We start from the raw sequence: 15,985 nt of genomic DNA on the forward strand, positions 1-15,985 counted from the left end.
TCCGCTAAAAACAATTTCTAAACTTGATCCTTATCTCCTTTTTCCCTTACCCCTAACTATGTTAATTTAAAAAAACCCTTTCCATTTCCAATCCCTCAAACCCGCATAAAATCTACATGGCATTTTCTGGGAGGTAATAAAGTTTTTCCGTAATTAAGCTATATTTCTACTAAAATTTCCCAATGTATGCTCTACTTTGTACGAAAAAAGTCTTTCCAAATGGGGCAGGGTCAAGGATGAAAGGAAAAAGGGATAAGTGGCGTAAACCTTGATTTTTCGAGGCCTTACCACTTATCCCTTTGTTATTCCTTTACCCTTTATCCTTATTACTTAATCTATCCTTTTCTCTTAACACTCACTCAACGGAAACACTTTTTTCGCATGCGGAAAAGATTTAAATGAAATATACACCTTTCCAACCTTTTTTAATATCTTTTTATTCTACTGTAACTGATTTTGCAAGATTACGCGGTTTATCTACGTCACATCCTTTTTCTACTGCCATATAATATGCCAAAAGCTGCAAAGGTACAACTGTCAATACTGGGGTTAATTCTTTAAGTGTATCAGGTATATATATTACTTTGTCTACAACGTCCTCTAGCTGCAGATTGCCTTGTTTTGCAAAAGCAAGTATAAAACCGCCTCTTGCCTTTACTTCTTTTATATTGCTGAGCATCTTTTCAAAAAGGTCCTCTTGGGTCGCAAGAGCTATCACAAGTGTTCCATCTTCTACAAGGGCTAAAGTTCCGTGTTTTAATTCACCAGCCGGATAAGCTTCTGAGTGAATATAAGATATTTCTTTAAGTTTTAAGGAACCTTCCATAGCAACAGCATAGTCCAATCCTCTTCCAATGTAAAAAACGTCTTTTGCGTTGTAATGTTCATAAGCAAATTTTTGAATTGTCTCTTTGTTGTCAAGAAGGTACTGAACTTTTTCTGGCAGCTTCTTTAATTCTGTACAAAGTTCCATAACCTTTGTTTTAGTTATCGTTCCTTTCTTTATTGCAAGGTCCATAGCTATAAGATAGAGGGCTACAAGTTGCGTAGTATAAGCTTTGGTAGAAGCTACAGCAATCTCCGGTCCCGCCCATGTATATAGTACATCATCTGCTTCTCTGGAGACAGAACTTCCAACGACGTTTGTAATGGCTATAACTCTTGACCCCTTTTTCTTAGCCTCTTTTAATGCAGCAATGGTATCTGCTGTCTCTCCTGACTGGCTTATTACAATTGTAAGAGTTCTTTCATTTACTAATGGGTTTCTATATCTAAATTCTGAAGCGACATCTACTTCAACAGGTATTCTCGCAAGATTTTCTATAACGTATTTCCCAACAACACCCGCATGATAAGCTGTTCCACACGCTACAATAAAAATTTTATCTATCTTTTCAAGGTCTTCTTTTGTAATTTTTACATCGTCTAAAACTATTTCTGAATCATTGACTATCCTACCTCTTAGAGTATCTTTTATCGCGTTTGGCTGTTCGTGAATTTCTTTTATCATGAAATGTTCATAACCGCCCTTTTCAGCCGCCTCTACATCCCATTTTACTTCAAAAAGCGATTTTTCTACTTGCCTTCCAAACATGTCTATAAACTCTACGCTGTCTTTTCTAATTATGGCAATCTCATTGTCATCAAGAAAATATACACTTCTTGTATGTTTTAATATAGCTGGGATATCAGATGCAATAAAGTTTTCACCATTGCCTATTCCAACTATAAGAGGTGCTTCTTTTCTTGCAGCTACAATCATATCGGGATTGTTTTTGCATAAAACGCCCAAGGCATAAGAACCTTCAATTCTGTCTAAAACTTTTTTCACTGCCTCTACTATATCACCATTGTAATAATACTCCAGCAAATTTGCTACAACTTCTGTATCAGTCTCAGACTTAAAAGTATAGCCTTCTTCCAATAGCCATTTTTTAAGTGGCAGATAGTTTTCAATTATGCCATTGTGAACTACTGCAATCAATCCTGATTGGGATAAATGGGGATGGGAGTTGGTGTCAGATGGTTCTCCATGGGTAGCCCACCTTGTGTGTCCTATCCCTATGGTACCTGCCATACTATCTTTTTCAACCAGCTCTTTTAGGACATTTAATCTTCCCTTTGCTTTCTTTATATTTATATTGCCATCATTTAAAATGGCAATTCCTGCCGAATCATAGCCTCTATACTCTAATTTTGTCAATCCATCTAAAAGTATTGGCGTCGCCTGTTTATCGCCAATATACCCTACAATTCCACACATATTTAGTCTCCTCTCATTATTGTAATGGATATTACCCTGCCCAGACTGCTTTATGCCACAGTCGCCTGTGGTTTTACCAGTCTTTTATCGGTCGCAGGGAAACCGCAGGGCACCCGCCGATAACTCGATAAACCCTGTCCTCGTCAGCTTAAAGTGTACACTTTAAGCCCAGGCGCTTTTTAAAGTTTTAGCTTTTACCTATCTGCTCTTTTTCAATAAGCATCCCCCCTTTCAAATAATACCTTTCGCACTTTTATTTAATTTAATTTTCTTTCTATTAACTCGGCAAGTTTTTTTGCCATTTGACTAATTTTATTATAATCTTTTCCTTCTACCATAACTCTCACAAGAGGCTCAGTACCAGATGGCCTTATCAGTACTCTACCATCTCCTTTCATTTCCCTTTCTAAATTTTTAATTTCCCTTTTTATTTCTTCATCCTCCAAATAGGCATTTTTTAACTCATTTTTTACTTTTGCGTTTATAAGAACTTGTGGGTAAGTAACCATACAGGCAGCTAATTCTGACAATTTTTTCCCACTTTCTTTTAAAATAGAACAAAGTTTTAAAGCTGTAATTTCCCCATCTCCAGTAGTATTGTCATCAAGGAAAATAATATGACCCGATTGTTCTCCACCAATAGAATATCTACCTTTTATCATCTCTTCCAAAACATATCTATCGCCTACTTTTGTTCTTATGAGATTAATCCCTTGCTCTTTAAGTGCAATCTCAAAACCGATATTGCTCATAACTGTTGCTACAACTGTGTTATTTTTTAATCTACCTTTTTTCTTTAAATCTATAGCACATATTGCCATTATGTGGTCTCCATCAATAACATTTCCTTTTTCATCAACTGCAATAAGTCTGTCAGCATCTCCATCAAAGGCTAAACCTATATCGGCCCCATTTTTTATCACAAGTTGTTGCAATTTTTCAGGATGAGTAGAACCACAATTGACATTTATCTTATCCCCTATAGGTTCTGCTCCATACAATATAACCTCTGCACCCAATTCCTTAAACAAAATTGGCGCCACTGTGCTGCTGGCTCCATAAGCACAATCAATTACAATTTTCATTCCTTTTAAATCCCCATCAATTGTAGATTTTAAAAACTCTATGTAATCTCTATGAGAATTTGTGTATTCTTTCCTTGTACCTATTCCTGTCCCAATAGGAGAGGGCAACTCATTTTTTTCTTTTATTATATTTTCTATTCTATCTTCTACTTCATCTGGCAATTTATATCCATCTTTATCAAAAAATTTTATCCCATTGTACTCTACAGGATTATGAGATGCCGATATCATAACTCCAGCATCTGCTTGATATAATCGGGTAAGGTAAGCTACCGCTGGTGTAGGAATTATCCCCACACTTATAACCTCTGCCCCTACAGAGGTAAGGCCTGCAGTTAAGGCGCATTCCAACATATCACCAGATATACGACTGTCTTTACCAACCACAACCTTAGGTCTATGAGTCCCCTGAGTCAACACATAAGCCCCTGCTCTTCCTAGTTCAAAAGCAAGTTGTGGAGTCAAATCATAATTAGCTATACCTCTAACACCATCTGTACCAAACAACCTTGCCATTTTCTATCTCCTCTCAATAAATCATACGATAATATTTTATCACAGTGAAAACTACTTTTCAATTTACATTATTCCTCCAGCATTTTCAAAATCTTTTGCATAACTTTATCTCTCAATTCACCAATTTCTGCCTTTATATCTATATTCAAATTTGGATAAATTGGTTCTCCTATTTTCACTCTAATTTTCCCTTTAATTTTAGGAATATACGTTCCAAAAGGAAGTATCGAATAGGTACCCAATATTGCAATTGGGACTATAGGTTTTCCAGATTTATATGCTAGATACATAGCCCCTTCATGCATTTTCTTTACTTTACCAGTTGGTGATATTCCTCCTTCTGGAAATAATCCTATAGAATCTCCTTCCTTTAGTCTAGATAACGCTTGTTTTAGAGCATTTAAATCAGGCGAATTCTTTTTTATAGGAATTGCCTTGGCAATTTTTAAGACAGGTTTTAAAAAAATTATTTTATAAAGTTCAGAACTTGCTAAAAATATAACGGGTCTTTTTACAGAACAGACTACTACAACTGGATCTAGCAAACTTTGATGGTTTGCAACAAAAATACAAGCTCCCTCAGGTAAATTTTTCTCATATTTTACTTCAAGGGAATAGAATATCTCAAGAATTAATCTAGCAATAAACCGTAAAATTCTATATAACAAAAAATAATCCCCCCTCCTTCATGGCAAGTTCATAAAGTCAGTGCTATAAAATATATTCGCTATAATGTTTGACAATCCTTCTTTATAATAAAAAAGGGAGGGCGTTTACCCCTCCTCAGTTTATCTCAAGTCCTTTTTTAAATGCATTTATATTTAATTCGACAAATTTTTGTGGCACGTTATTTTTTATTATCTCTTCCCAATCAATGTCTTATAGTCCTAAATATTTAACAAGTACTCCCAAAAGAACTATATTTTGTGCTTTTTGATATTTCCTCAATCAAGTTTTTAGGTTATTCTTCTTTGCCCATGAGTACAGAAAGTATAATACCACGGGCTACTGCCTCATCCTCCATCATTATTTTTTTCATTTAATTTCTCCCCATTTAATTCGTCCTTACCAAGCAGATACTATAGATGCAAAAGCTATAGAATTAAACTTATCTTCGTGGGAATCAGCTCTCGATACTAAGACAATTGGCGCTTTTGCTCCTACCACAATTCCCGCACTTCTTGCCTTGGCAAAGTAAGTAAAGCTTTTACCTAAAACATTTCCAACTTCTATAAAAGGTACTAATAATATATCTGCATCTCCTGCAACCTCACTTTTTACTCCTTTGTGAATTGCCGCTTCCTTGCTTATGGCAAGGTCAAATGCTAAAGGGCCATCTACTATTCCTTCTATCTTTCCTCTCTGGTTCATTTCCTTTAATTTAGCGGCTTCAACAGTGGAAAGCATTTTAGGATTTATCACTTCTACCGCCGACAAACAGGCTACTTTAGGATTTTCTATTCCTATAGCTTTTGCCACTTTAATAGCATTTTTTAAAATTTGCACTTTCTCTTCTAAAGTAGGACTTATATTCATTCCTCCATCGGTTAAAAGTAATAATTTATGATAATTTGGAATTTCATAAACCATTACATGACTGAGTAATCCGTCTCCTCTGATGCCGTATTCGCTGTCAAGAACAACCTTTAAAAGAGTAGCAGTAGGAACAAGGCCTTTCATGACAAAAGAAGCTCTACCTTCTCTAACTTCTAAAACTGCCCTTTTGCATTTTTCCGACTCTTCTTTTTCATCAATTATTTCATATTGCTTAATATCAATGCCTATATCTTTTGCAATAGTTTCTATTTTTTCTTTAATACCTACCAATATAGGATTTCCTATCCCTTCTTTTCTTGCAGATTCGCATGCTAACAATACTTCACAGTCTTCTGCCCCTGCCACAGTAAATATTTTATTGAATCCTTTTGCTTTCTTTACAATTTCACTTAATTTTTTCAAGTTTACACCTCCTACAGAAAAAATAACCTCCGAAGAGGTTATTTCAGACTGTAGACAAACTTTCGTAAAGGAGATATTTTGCATAAGGAGCGACTTGTTACAAAGCGGTAACAAAACTTAGCAAGACCGAGGGTGGAGGCAGGGCCGAAGCCATGGATGGCGAAGGCGGGCACCTGAGGCAAGAAGGCCGATTGTGCCCGGTACCCTGCCGGAGCCCGAAGGTCGAGCTTTAGTTTTGTCGCTTTGGAACATCGGAGCGACGATGCAAAATATCTCCTTTGAATATTTTTTAACTTTGTCAACAAACTGAAATAACCTCCGAAGAGGTTATTTTTTAGTTGTAATGAGACTTTTCACTAATTCTACTCCCTTATTTAAGGCTTTTTCGTTAATAGGTATCAAATGCTCTTTACCTTTGCCAAAGACTTCATGCAGAGCTTTTAGTGCTGTTTCCAATTTTACAACTTTAGTAGTTTCTATGAAAGCACCTAACATTATCATGTTAGCAATTTTTAAATTGCCTAATTCACTGGCAATATCGTTAGCAGGTATTTCATACACTTCTATGTCTTTTCTCTCTGCTTTTCTGTCTACTAACGAAGTATTTATGAATAATTTACCACCTGGTATTACATAAGATTCGTATTTGTCTAAAGAAGGCCTATTCATTACAATTACAGAAGTAGCCTCTGTAATAACCGGAGAACCTACCTCTTCATCCGATACAGTGACATTGCAGTAGGCTGTTCCCCCTCTCATTTCAGGACCATAAGAAGGAGTCCAAGACACATTTTTTCCCTCAAACATTCCCGCATAGGTAATTATAAGCCCCATTGACAAAACTCCTTGACCACCAAAGCCTGCAAAGATTATTCTTTCTTCCATAATTACTTAACCTCCTCTAAGGTGTTTTTATACACACCCAAAGGGTAATAAGGTTCCATATAATCTTTTATCCAATTTAATGCCTCTATCGGGGTCATACCCCAATTAGTAGGACAACTAGATAGAACTTCTACCATTGCAAATCCCTTCTTTTGTATTTGAGCCAAAAATGCGTTTTTTATAGCTTTTTTAGCCTGCATTACATGTTTCACATCATAAACCGCTACTCTTTCAATATACGCTGTCCCATCAAGTGTTGCTAGCATTTCACTCACTCTAATGGGATAACCATTTATTTCTGGCTTTCTTCCGTAAGGAGTAGTAATTGTTTCCTGGCCAATTAATGTAGTGGGAGCCATTTGTCCTCCTGTCATTCCATAGTTGGCATTGTTGACAAAAATAACTGTTATATTTTCTCCCCTTGCAGCCGCATGAACAATCTCTGCCGTTCCAATAGCTGCTAAGTCTCCATCTCCTTGATAAGTAAACACAATTTTATCAGGATGAACCCTCTTTATACCTGTAGCAACTGCTGGAGCCCTTCCATGAGCAGCTTCTTGCATATCGCAATTAAAATACTCATATGCAAATACAGCACATCCTACAGGAGCAACTCCTATTGCTTTATCTAAAACATCTAATTCTTCCATAACTTCAGCTACCAGCCTGTGGATTATACCGTGGGTACAACCGGGACAATAATGGAAAGGCGTATCTGTGAGTCCCTTTGTTTTTTGAAATACTATAGCCATCATTTCGCACCTCCTGCTATTTCCTTAATTTGTTCTAGCATCACAGCTGGCTCTGGTATCATACCACCCGGCCTTCCGTAGAAATAAACCGGTTTTTTGAATTGTACTGCAAGTTTTACATCTTCTACCATCTGTCCCATACTCATTTCTACCGTCAAATAAGCTTTTGCCGTATCAACTGTCTTTTCAAAAGGCTCTTTCGGGAAAGGCCACAAGGAAATAGGTCTTATTAATCCTACTTTATACCCTTCTCTTCTCGCAATGTTCATCACATTCTTTGCTACGCGGGCAATAGTACCATAAGCAACTAAAATAATATCCGCATCTTCGCAATTTATCATTTCATATCTAACTTCATTCTTTTCAGCCTTTGCATATTTTTCAAATAACTCATAATTATATTTCTCTAATACAGGTGGATCGATATATAAAGAGTTGATTATGTTTCTATGCTCTCTATTTCCTCTACCTGTAGTAGCCCACGTTTTTTCAGGGATATTCCTTGTCTTTTTCTGAATATTGTCAAAATCTACAGGTTCCATCATTTGGCCTAACATTCCATCTCCCAATATTACAACAGGGTTTCTATATTCATCGGCAATGTCAAAAGCTTCCTGAACTAAATCTGCCATTTCTTGGATTGTAGAAGGAGCAAGAACTATCAATTTATAATCTCCATGGCCTCCTCCTTTTGTAGATTGAAAATAATCTCCTTGGGCTCCTTGAATATTTCCTAGTCCTGGACCACCCCTCATTATATTCACAATTACACAAGGTACTTGAGCACCTGCAAGATATGAAATACCTTCTTGCATAAGGCTCAAACCAGGGCTGCTGGTAGAAGTCATAACACGAGCTCCTGCTCCACCTGCCCCATATACCATATTTATAGCAGAAACTTCACTTTCTGCTTGTAAAAATACGCCACCTACCTCCGGCATTCTCTTTGCCATGTAAGCTGTAACCTCATTTTGAGGTGTTATAGGATAACCAAAGTAATGTCTACACCCAGCTTGAATAGCTGCTTCCGCTAACGCCTCATTACCTTTCATTAATACCTTAGCCATTTTACTCCCCTCCATTTATTTTATAACTGTTATAACAGTATCTGGACACATCATAGCACAGAATGCACAACCTATACATTTGTCCATATTTTCAGGCTTAACAGTAGCAGGATGATATCCTTTCACATTTATTTTACTTAAATCCATCTCAATAATCTTTTTAGGACAGACATTGACACACAATTCGCAACCTTTACATAAATCTTCATTAAAAATAACTTTTGCCACATAAATTCCTCCTCTCACATTTTATCCCATGGAGCTTTCATATAAAGGTCAATTGGAAATATTGGATATCCTACGTCAGGAACTTGATTGAGTAACTCTCTTTTTACAGTCACCATCTTAATAGGTATACCTGTAATTTTCGAGACTTCTTCCACCACTTTTTGACCTCTTAAAATATCCTCCACTGTTGTTTCATAAGATAAATGGGTATTGTTTACTAAATGAGTCACTTTAATTTTAGCTGCTTCTTCAATCGATTTAAGATATTCAATTACCAATTTTACATCTTTTGTAAGTGGTCTATTTACATTAATTACAAATAATACTTCTGCATCTTGATCCTTTATTATATGCCGATACTGACCTAACGGAGTTGCTCCTACATCGTCTCCCCCAACATCGAAGACTGCATATTTATCCTTGCTGTATAATGCCCCATAGATGTTACGGGAAATAGCAGGCACATCTGCATTCATATATTTCTCTTCTACTCCTATTACCCGTATTCCCTACTTCTCAAAGAGCTCCTTCCTCACTTCTCTTGACCGAAAATATGGGTTTACAATATCCAAGTCCACTATTTCTACCTCTTTTCCTGATTCTCTTATAAGCTTAGCATAATTTATCGCAATTTCCGTCTTACCTGTACCGTAATGCCCTACTACAATAGTCAATCTTTTAAAATCCATTATCTATCATCCCTTTAACTATACATTTTAGCTTTTTCTTCACCGCTAAGCACCCGATATGCTCCCTGCGCCAAAGCTGACATTTCATCCTCACCTGGATATACATAAATAGGAGCTATAAATTTTACTCTTTCACTTATCCTTTTTACAAAATCCTCGTTATACGCTATTCCACCTGTAATTCCTATTGCATCTACCTGTCCTTTTAAAACCACTGCCATCGCTCCAATTTCCTTAGCTGTCTGATAGGCCATAGCTTCTAAGACCAATTCTGCTTTTTTATCTCCTTCTTCAATTTTTTTATAAACTTCTCTTACATCGTTAGTGCCTAAATGTGCCACTATTCCCCCTTGTCCTATTAACCTCTTTTTCATCTCCTGATAGGTGTATTTACCACTATAACATAACTTTACTAAGTCAAGTACAGGAAGCCCTCCCGCTCTTTCTGGAGAAAAAGGCCCTTCCCCATTTAAAGCATCATTTACATCTACTACCCTGCCGTGTTTATGAGCCCCAATCGATATACCGCCACCTAAATGAGCGATAATCAAATTCACCTCTTCGTATTTTTTGTTCAAATCGGCGGCTAAACGTCGAGCAATTGCTTTTTGATTCAAAGCATGGAATATACTAGACTTTTCAATCTCAGGCATTCCTGTTATTCTTGCTATATCCTCTAATTCATCTACTACTACAGGGTCTACTATATAAGCTTCAATATCGTGTTCTTTAGCTAAAGTATAAGCAATTATACCCCCCAAATTGGAAGCATGTTCTCCTCTTTCAGCCTTCTTTAAATCCTCTATCATTTTTTCATTTACAATATAAGTTCCACTTTCTATTGGCTTTAAAAGTCCTCCTCTTCCTACTATTGCATCAATTTCTGAAAGAGAAATTCCTTTTTCTTTTAACATATTTAAAATTGCCTGAGTTCTAAATTCAAACTGGTCAATAATACTTTTGTATTTAGCAAGTTCTTCAGAGCTGTGCCGTAAAGTCTCAGTAAAAACAGGCTCTTTGTCTTTAAACACGGCAACTTTTGTAGATGTAGACCCGGGATTTATCACAAGAATCAAAAACAAAACAATCCCCTCCGTCTACTTCCTCAATTTATATTATATTACACTTCCTTTTTACATTAAAATTTTGTCAAAAAATTATTAAAGTTATTTCAAAATTTTAATGAAAGAGCGGGAATATCATGCCCCCATTTAAATATAATTGTCTTTTACGGCAGCAATAGTTTTTATCCTCTCCTCCGCAACTCTATCAGCTGCAACATATGTTGGAATGTTCTCTTCCTTAGACTTCTGTATCACCTTTCTCACTGTGTCAAATATCATGGAAACCTTTCTCATAGCTCTATCTCTGTTATATCCAGAAGGATTGAGTTCATCTGCTACATTTATAACTCCACCCGCATTTATAATATAATCTGGTACATAGAGGATCCCTTTCTCTTGTAATATATCCCCATGCCTCTCTTCTTTTAACTGGTTATTAGCTGAACCTGCTACTATCTTGCACTTAAGCTGTGGAATCGTTTCATCGTTTATTATCGCTCCTAAGGCACAAGGGGCAAATATATCACATTCTACCCCGTATATCTCATCTGGCTTTACATATTCGGCTTTGACTTCTTCCACTACTCTTTTTACATTGTCCTCAAATATGTCTGTTACAATTAACTTTGCCCCTGCTCCATATAGATACTTTGCTAAATTGTATCCTACATTTCCTACTCCTTGTATTGCAATTCTCAAACCTTTAAGATCTGAAGTCCCAAAAACTTCTTCACAAGCTGCCTGTATTCCTCTAAATACGCCATAGGCTGTAAAAGGAGATGGATCCCCGCTGGTTTCAGCCAACCCTGCTACATATTTCGTTTCATAGTGTATATATTCCATATCTTTTAAGTTTGTACCAACATCCTCAGCAGTTATATATCTTCCTTTAAGAGATTCTATATACCTTCCAAGACTTCTAAACAATGCTTCTGATTTGTCTTTTCTCGGATTTCCAATTACAACTGTTTTACCACCACCTAAGTTTAAACCAGCAGCAGCATTTTTATAAGTCATTCCTCTTGCAAGCCTTAATGCGTCATTTATCGCATCTTCTTCTGAGTCATAAGTCCACATCCTACATCCACCTAAAGCAGGTCCCAATGTTGTGTCATGAATTACAATTACGGCTTTAAGACCCGAAGTTTTGTCATGGCATAAAATCACATTTTCATAATCTTTACTCTCCATAATCTCAAAAATCTTCATTAAAAAAATCCCCCCATTTTAAATAATCAAACATTAGAAGCAAGAGAAGCGAGCATTATTGAATTAAATTTAGCTTCACTGGAATCTGCCCTTGAAGTCAAGACAATCGGGCTTTTTGCCCCCATTATTATCCCTGCTATCCTTCTTTGTGCTATATAGGTTATAGCTTTATACAGCATATTGCCAGCTTCAATATCTGGAACTAAAAGAATATCAGCGTTACCTGCAACAGGGCTTATTATCCCTTTATGCCGCGCTGCTTCTACCGATAAAGCATTATCAAGAGCCAATGGCCCATCTATTATAGCCCCTTTGATTTGACCTCTTTCACTCATTTTTGAAAGTATTGCTGCATCTAAGGTAGCTTGCATATCAGGATTAACTGTTTCAACAGCTCCTAAAACTGCAACCCTTGGAGCATCAATTCCAATTTGCCTTGCAACGTCTACCGCATTTAAAATTATGTCTATTTTCCCTTTTAAATCAGGTGCAATATTCATTGCTGCATCTGTCAAAAGTATAAGTCTGTTATATGGAGATTCAAAAACAGCCACATGACTTAAAGTTCTTCCAGTGCGAAGGCCAATTTCCTTATCTAAAACAACCCTTAATATCTCTGCCGTCTGTACAAGGCCTTTCATCAATATATCCGCTTTGCCTTCGCTTACAAGCTTTACAGCTTCGCGACAAGCTTCTAAGTTATTTTTTGTATCTATTATTTCGTGATCCTTTAAATCCATTGATATTGAAGATGCTATCCTTTCTATTTTTTCTTTATCACCAACTAATATGGCTTTTACTATTCCTCTTTCATGAGCTTCTTTAATCGCTTCTAATACATCTTCATCCGCCGCTTGAGCTACTGCTATAGTTTTGGGAGGCAAGTCTTTTACGTAATTATACATTTCTTCAAATGTTCTCATATCCTACACCTCGTCAGTTATAAATCTTGGGCTTTTCAATATTTCTTAAAACTCTTAACGCACCATCTCTTAAAGCTTCCATTTCATCTCCCCCTGGATAAAGAGTTATAGGTGCAATAAAGCTGGTCATATCAATGATTATCTCTATTAGTCGTTTAGAATAAGCAAGTCCACCAGTTAAAATTATTGATTTCACATCCCCCTTTAATACTGCCGCCATTCTGCCAATTTCCTTTGCAATTTGATAAGCCATAGCTTCAAAAACCAATTTAGCTTTTTTATCACCATTTTGTATGCATCTCTCCACTTCACGCACATCATTTGTCCCAAGATGTGCTACCATCCCACCCATACCTACAACTTTTTTCTTCATCTCATCAAAACTGTATTTACCAGAATAACAAAGGTCAACAACTTTCATCGATGGCAGGCTGCCTGTCCTTTCAGGAGAAAAGGGCCCCATTTGATTTGCATTGTTTACATCTACAATTTTTCCTCCCTTTATCGCCGCTACTGAAATACCTCCTCCCATATGAGCAACGACAAGATTTAAATCTTTCTCATTAATGCCATTTTCCCTCACATATCGGTGAACACACGCTTTTATGTTTAAAGCATGAGATTGGCTTTTTCTTGGAAGCTCAGGGAGGCCAGAAATTCTTGCAACATCTTCCATTTCATCAACAGCTACGGGATCTAATGTATAGACGGGAATATTGTACTTATCACCTATAGCTCTTCCAATTAGTCCACCGAGATTTGACGCATGTTCTCCTCCAACTCCCCTTCTTAAATCCTCAAGCATAATATCGTTTACAAGGTAAGTGCCACTCTGAACAGGTTTAACAAGTCCTCCTCTTACCACAATTGCAGATATTTCTTTCAAGTTTACGTTATTTTGCTCTATCCAATCATTTATAGCATTTAACCTTAAATCAAATTGGTCAATGATACTCTTATATTTTTTAAGCGCTTCAATGTCGTGAGCAATCTCCGTTTTTACAATTTCCCTTTCTTCTTCATATAGCGCCACTTTAGTAGAAGTAGAACCTGGATTGATAACTAAAACTTTCAACAGGTTCACCTGCCCCTTCTTAATACATAATATGAAGTTCTATTACAATTTTTGAGTGTTATTAAAAATTTTTTAGCCTTACAATATTTTAATTCTACGCCTTTGCTAAAAATCCTTCTCTTAAATTAAAATTTTTTTATAAGGATTTTATATTTTGTGGAATTGACAAGTTTTATGTGAATTAATAGGCGGGCATTGCCCGCCTACTGAATATTAACTGATATTTTATCAGGCTCAATTTTCTTTATTTGCAAGTTCAAATCAGTACTTACCTTTACAGCTAAAGAATGAACACCTGTTGGCAAATTGGTTACGTCTATATATGCGTTAAAATCGGAAGCTTTCGCTCCATTAACTACACTTTCTGGACCAGCTACAGTAACGACGAGTTCCGGATTTTGGATTACAACATTTTTCTCTTCTGCTCCTCTTATATCTATATTGCTTATAGCAATCTCTTTGGTTGCTATCTTTTGTATATCCACATACACTTTTGCATTAATATCACTTTTAACAAGTTTCACCCCATCTGGCAAGTCAAAAGGTACACTTTCGGTGACAGGTTCATTTTTCCCAGAAATATCAATTTGCTTCGTACTTATGGATTTTATGGTATTTAGGACAATCTCATCACCAGTAATGTACACGTACTCTGGAAGTACATTTATCAATGATATCATATATCCTTCCATTGGTTTGCCAAATATTTTAGGAACTACAGGCACACGTATCGATTTATTTACGGAAACATACACTTCAACAAGATTAGGAGTAATTGTAACGCCTTTTACTTCTTTTCCTTCTCTATCAACAGCAACCACTGGAACAGAGATTTTTATATCTCCTTTCTTATAAGAAACATTGACCCCAGCTATAACATTTTTTATAAGATTAACTTTGCTTTCTGGTCCTATCACCAATACCTCTCCAGGCGTTGGAACAGCAGACTGCATAGCATAGCCTTCCATCACATTGCCAATTATTTTTATAGCAACTGGCATTTGCGTTTTTTCAATTTTATCTATTTCCACTTTTATTTCTGGCGGATTTATTGAAACCAAAGAGACATTTCTAGGTAATCCTTCTACGGTAACAGGAATAACATTTGTACCCTTGGAATTTACTCTGCTTAAATCAGCAAAAGCTGATATATTCTGGGCTGCAATATTTAAAACATCACTGCGTCTTCCTCTTATTTTTACATTTACTGTATAATTTTTTTCATCTAAAATAATAAGTCCTTTTTTCTCTAAAATATCGCTATTAATCAATTTGACAGGCACATTGTTTATATCATAAGGAATTTCTGGATTTTCTTCTCCCATTACATAAAGCCATAGTAAAAAAGCCAATACCAGTGACAGCAATTTTATTGTAAAATCTTTAGTCAGCATGTTTGTTCCCCCATTTTTTCCATACAGGCATCTTGTTTTCCTTCACTTCAAAAATGCTGGACAACACCTCTTTCAAAGTTTTCGCATCCAGGTGCCTTGAAAGCCTGCCATTTTGCGCAAGAGAAATAGTACCTGTTTCCTCAGAAACAATTATTGCTACTGCATCGGATATTTCAGTAACGCCTATCCCCGCTCTATGGCGTGTTCCTAATTCACTGCTTAGATTTTGGTTGTCTGTTAAAGGCAAAAAACAACCTGCTGCCATAATCCTATCTCCTCGAATTATGACAGCTCCATCGTGTAAAGGCGTATTAGGTATAAAGGTATTTATTAAAAGCTCGCTAGAAACTTTAGAATCCATGGTTATACCCGTTTCAACAAGTTCATTAAGGCCTGTCTCCCTTTCTAAAACAATTAAAGCCCCTATTTTTGAACGTGACAAAAATTGTACCGCATCGCATATCTCTCCCAAAACCTCTGACATATCTTCTTCATCTTCATTAAAAAACAAGAATTTTTTCCCTAAGAAACCACTTCTACCTAATGTCTCCAATCCCCGCCTTAACTCCGGCTGAAAAACAATTAAAAGCGCAATAACTCCCACTGTCATAGCGTTTCGCAATATATAATTGACAGTCCTAAGTTGTAACCATTCGCTCACTTTGGTAATTACAATCAACACAACAAGCCCTTTAAGCAGTTGCTCTGCTCGTGTCTTGTGTATTACTAAAATTAATCTATACAGGACATAGGCTATTATTAAAATATCTATTACATCGTTAATTTGCATTGTTTTTATGATATCTATAAGTCCATTAAACAAAAAATTCACCCCTCAAGGCTTTGTGGTAAATTGTGTGTACATATTAATTATAC

The 15,985-nt window shown here is 36.3% G+C and carries 14 protein-coding genes and 1 pseudogene; all 15 read right to left on the reverse strand.

The genetic code is table 11. From position 1 onward, the window contains the following. Positions 1–436: 436 nt before the first annotated feature. The gene (glmS, locus tag TMATH_RS09330; protein ID WP_013150771.1) at positions 437–2,263 is read right to left on the reverse strand and encodes a glutamine--fructose-6-phosphate transaminase (isomerizing); all 1,827 of its coding nucleotides are present in this window, start codon (positions 2,261–2,263) and stop codon (positions 437–439) included. Between the two features lie 257 nt (positions 2,264–2,520). Beyond that, positions 2,521–3,864, reverse strand: coding sequence for a phosphoglucosamine mutase (gene glmM / locus TMATH_RS09335; protein ID WP_013150772.1), 1,344 nt, complete (start codon positions 3,862–3,864; stop codon positions 2,521–2,523). Positions 3,865–3,932: 68 nt separating this feature from the next. Further along, entirely contained in the window at positions 3,933–4,532 is a 600-nt protein-coding gene (locus TMATH_RS09340; RefSeq protein WP_013150773.1) for a lysophospholipid acyltransferase family protein, read from the reverse strand. Positions 4,533–4,929: 397 nt separating this feature from the next. Further along, positions 4,930–5,823 (reverse strand): bifunctional enoyl-CoA hydratase/phosphate acetyltransferase, encoded by an 894-nt coding sequence (locus tag TMATH_RS09345; RefSeq protein ID WP_013150774.1) that lies wholly within the window; start codon positions 5,821–5,823, stop codon positions 4,930–4,932. Positions 5,824–6,150: 327 nt separating this feature from the next. Further along, positions 6,151–6,708: a 2-oxoacid:ferredoxin oxidoreductase subunit gamma family protein gene (locus TMATH_RS09355; protein WP_013150775.1), complete on the reverse strand. Its 558-nt coding sequence runs from the start codon at positions 6,706–6,708 to the stop codon at positions 6,151–6,153. 2 nt (positions 6,709–6,710) lie between these two features. Continuing rightward, positions 6,711–7,460, reverse strand: coding sequence for a thiamine pyrophosphate-dependent enzyme (locus tag TMATH_RS09360; protein WP_041591718.1), 750 nt, complete (start codon positions 7,458–7,460; stop codon positions 6,711–6,713). Then, entirely contained in the window at positions 7,460–8,527 is a 1,068-nt protein-coding gene (locus TMATH_RS09365) for a 3-methyl-2-oxobutanoate dehydrogenase subunit VorB (RefSeq protein WP_012995860.1), read from the reverse strand. The genes TMATH_RS09360 and TMATH_RS09365 overlap by 1 nt, the downstream gene beginning before the upstream one ends. 15 nt (positions 8,528–8,542) lie before the next feature. Beyond that, on the reverse strand, positions 8,543–8,755 hold the full coding sequence (locus TMATH_RS09370; RefSeq protein ID WP_013150777.1) for a 4Fe-4S binding protein: 213 nt from the start codon (positions 8,753–8,755) through the stop codon (positions 8,543–8,545). Between the two features lie 14 nt (positions 8,756–8,769). Then, positions 8,770–9,444, reverse strand: a pseudogene (locus tag TMATH_RS09375) (hypothetical protein). Positions 9,445–9,458: 14 nt separating this feature from the next. Beyond that, entirely contained in the window at positions 9,459–10,532 is a 1,074-nt protein-coding gene (gene buk, locus TMATH_RS09380; protein WP_198002304.1) for a butyrate kinase, read from the reverse strand. Positions 10,533–10,655: 123 nt separating this feature from the next. Further along, positions 10,656–11,717, reverse strand: a complete 1,062-nt coding sequence (locus TMATH_RS09385) for a Glu/Leu/Phe/Val family dehydrogenase (protein ID WP_013150779.1) — start codon at positions 11,715–11,717, stop codon at positions 10,656–10,658. A gap of 26 nt (positions 11,718–11,743) precedes the next feature. Beyond that, the gene (ptb, locus tag TMATH_RS09390) at positions 11,744–12,640 is read right to left on the reverse strand and encodes a phosphate butyryltransferase (RefSeq protein WP_013150780.1); all 897 of its coding nucleotides are present in this window, start codon (positions 12,638–12,640) and stop codon (positions 11,744–11,746) included. Positions 12,641–12,653: 13 nt separating this feature from the next. Beyond that, positions 12,654–13,718, reverse strand: coding sequence for a butyrate kinase (buk, locus tag TMATH_RS09395; protein ID WP_198002305.1), 1,065 nt, complete (start codon positions 13,716–13,718; stop codon positions 12,654–12,656). 200 nt (positions 13,719–13,918) lie between these two features. After that, positions 13,919–15,109 (reverse strand): CdaR family protein, encoded by a 1,191-nt coding sequence (locus tag TMATH_RS09400; RefSeq protein ID WP_013150782.1) that lies wholly within the window; start codon positions 15,107–15,109, stop codon positions 13,919–13,921. Then, positions 15,099–15,932, reverse strand: a complete 834-nt coding sequence (gene cdaA / locus TMATH_RS09405; RefSeq protein ID WP_012995868.1) for a diadenylate cyclase CdaA — start codon at positions 15,930–15,932, stop codon at positions 15,099–15,101. Before cdaA ends, TMATH_RS09400 begins: the two co-directional genes overlap by 11 nt. Positions 15,933–15,985 lie beyond the last annotated feature (53 nt).

Source organism: Thermoanaerobacter mathranii subsp. mathranii str. A3, assembly GCF_000092965.1.
In the GTDB taxonomy this organism is placed as follows: Bacteria; Bacillota; Thermoanaerobacteria; order Thermoanaerobacterales; family Thermoanaerobacteraceae; genus Thermoanaerobacter; species Thermoanaerobacter thermocopriae.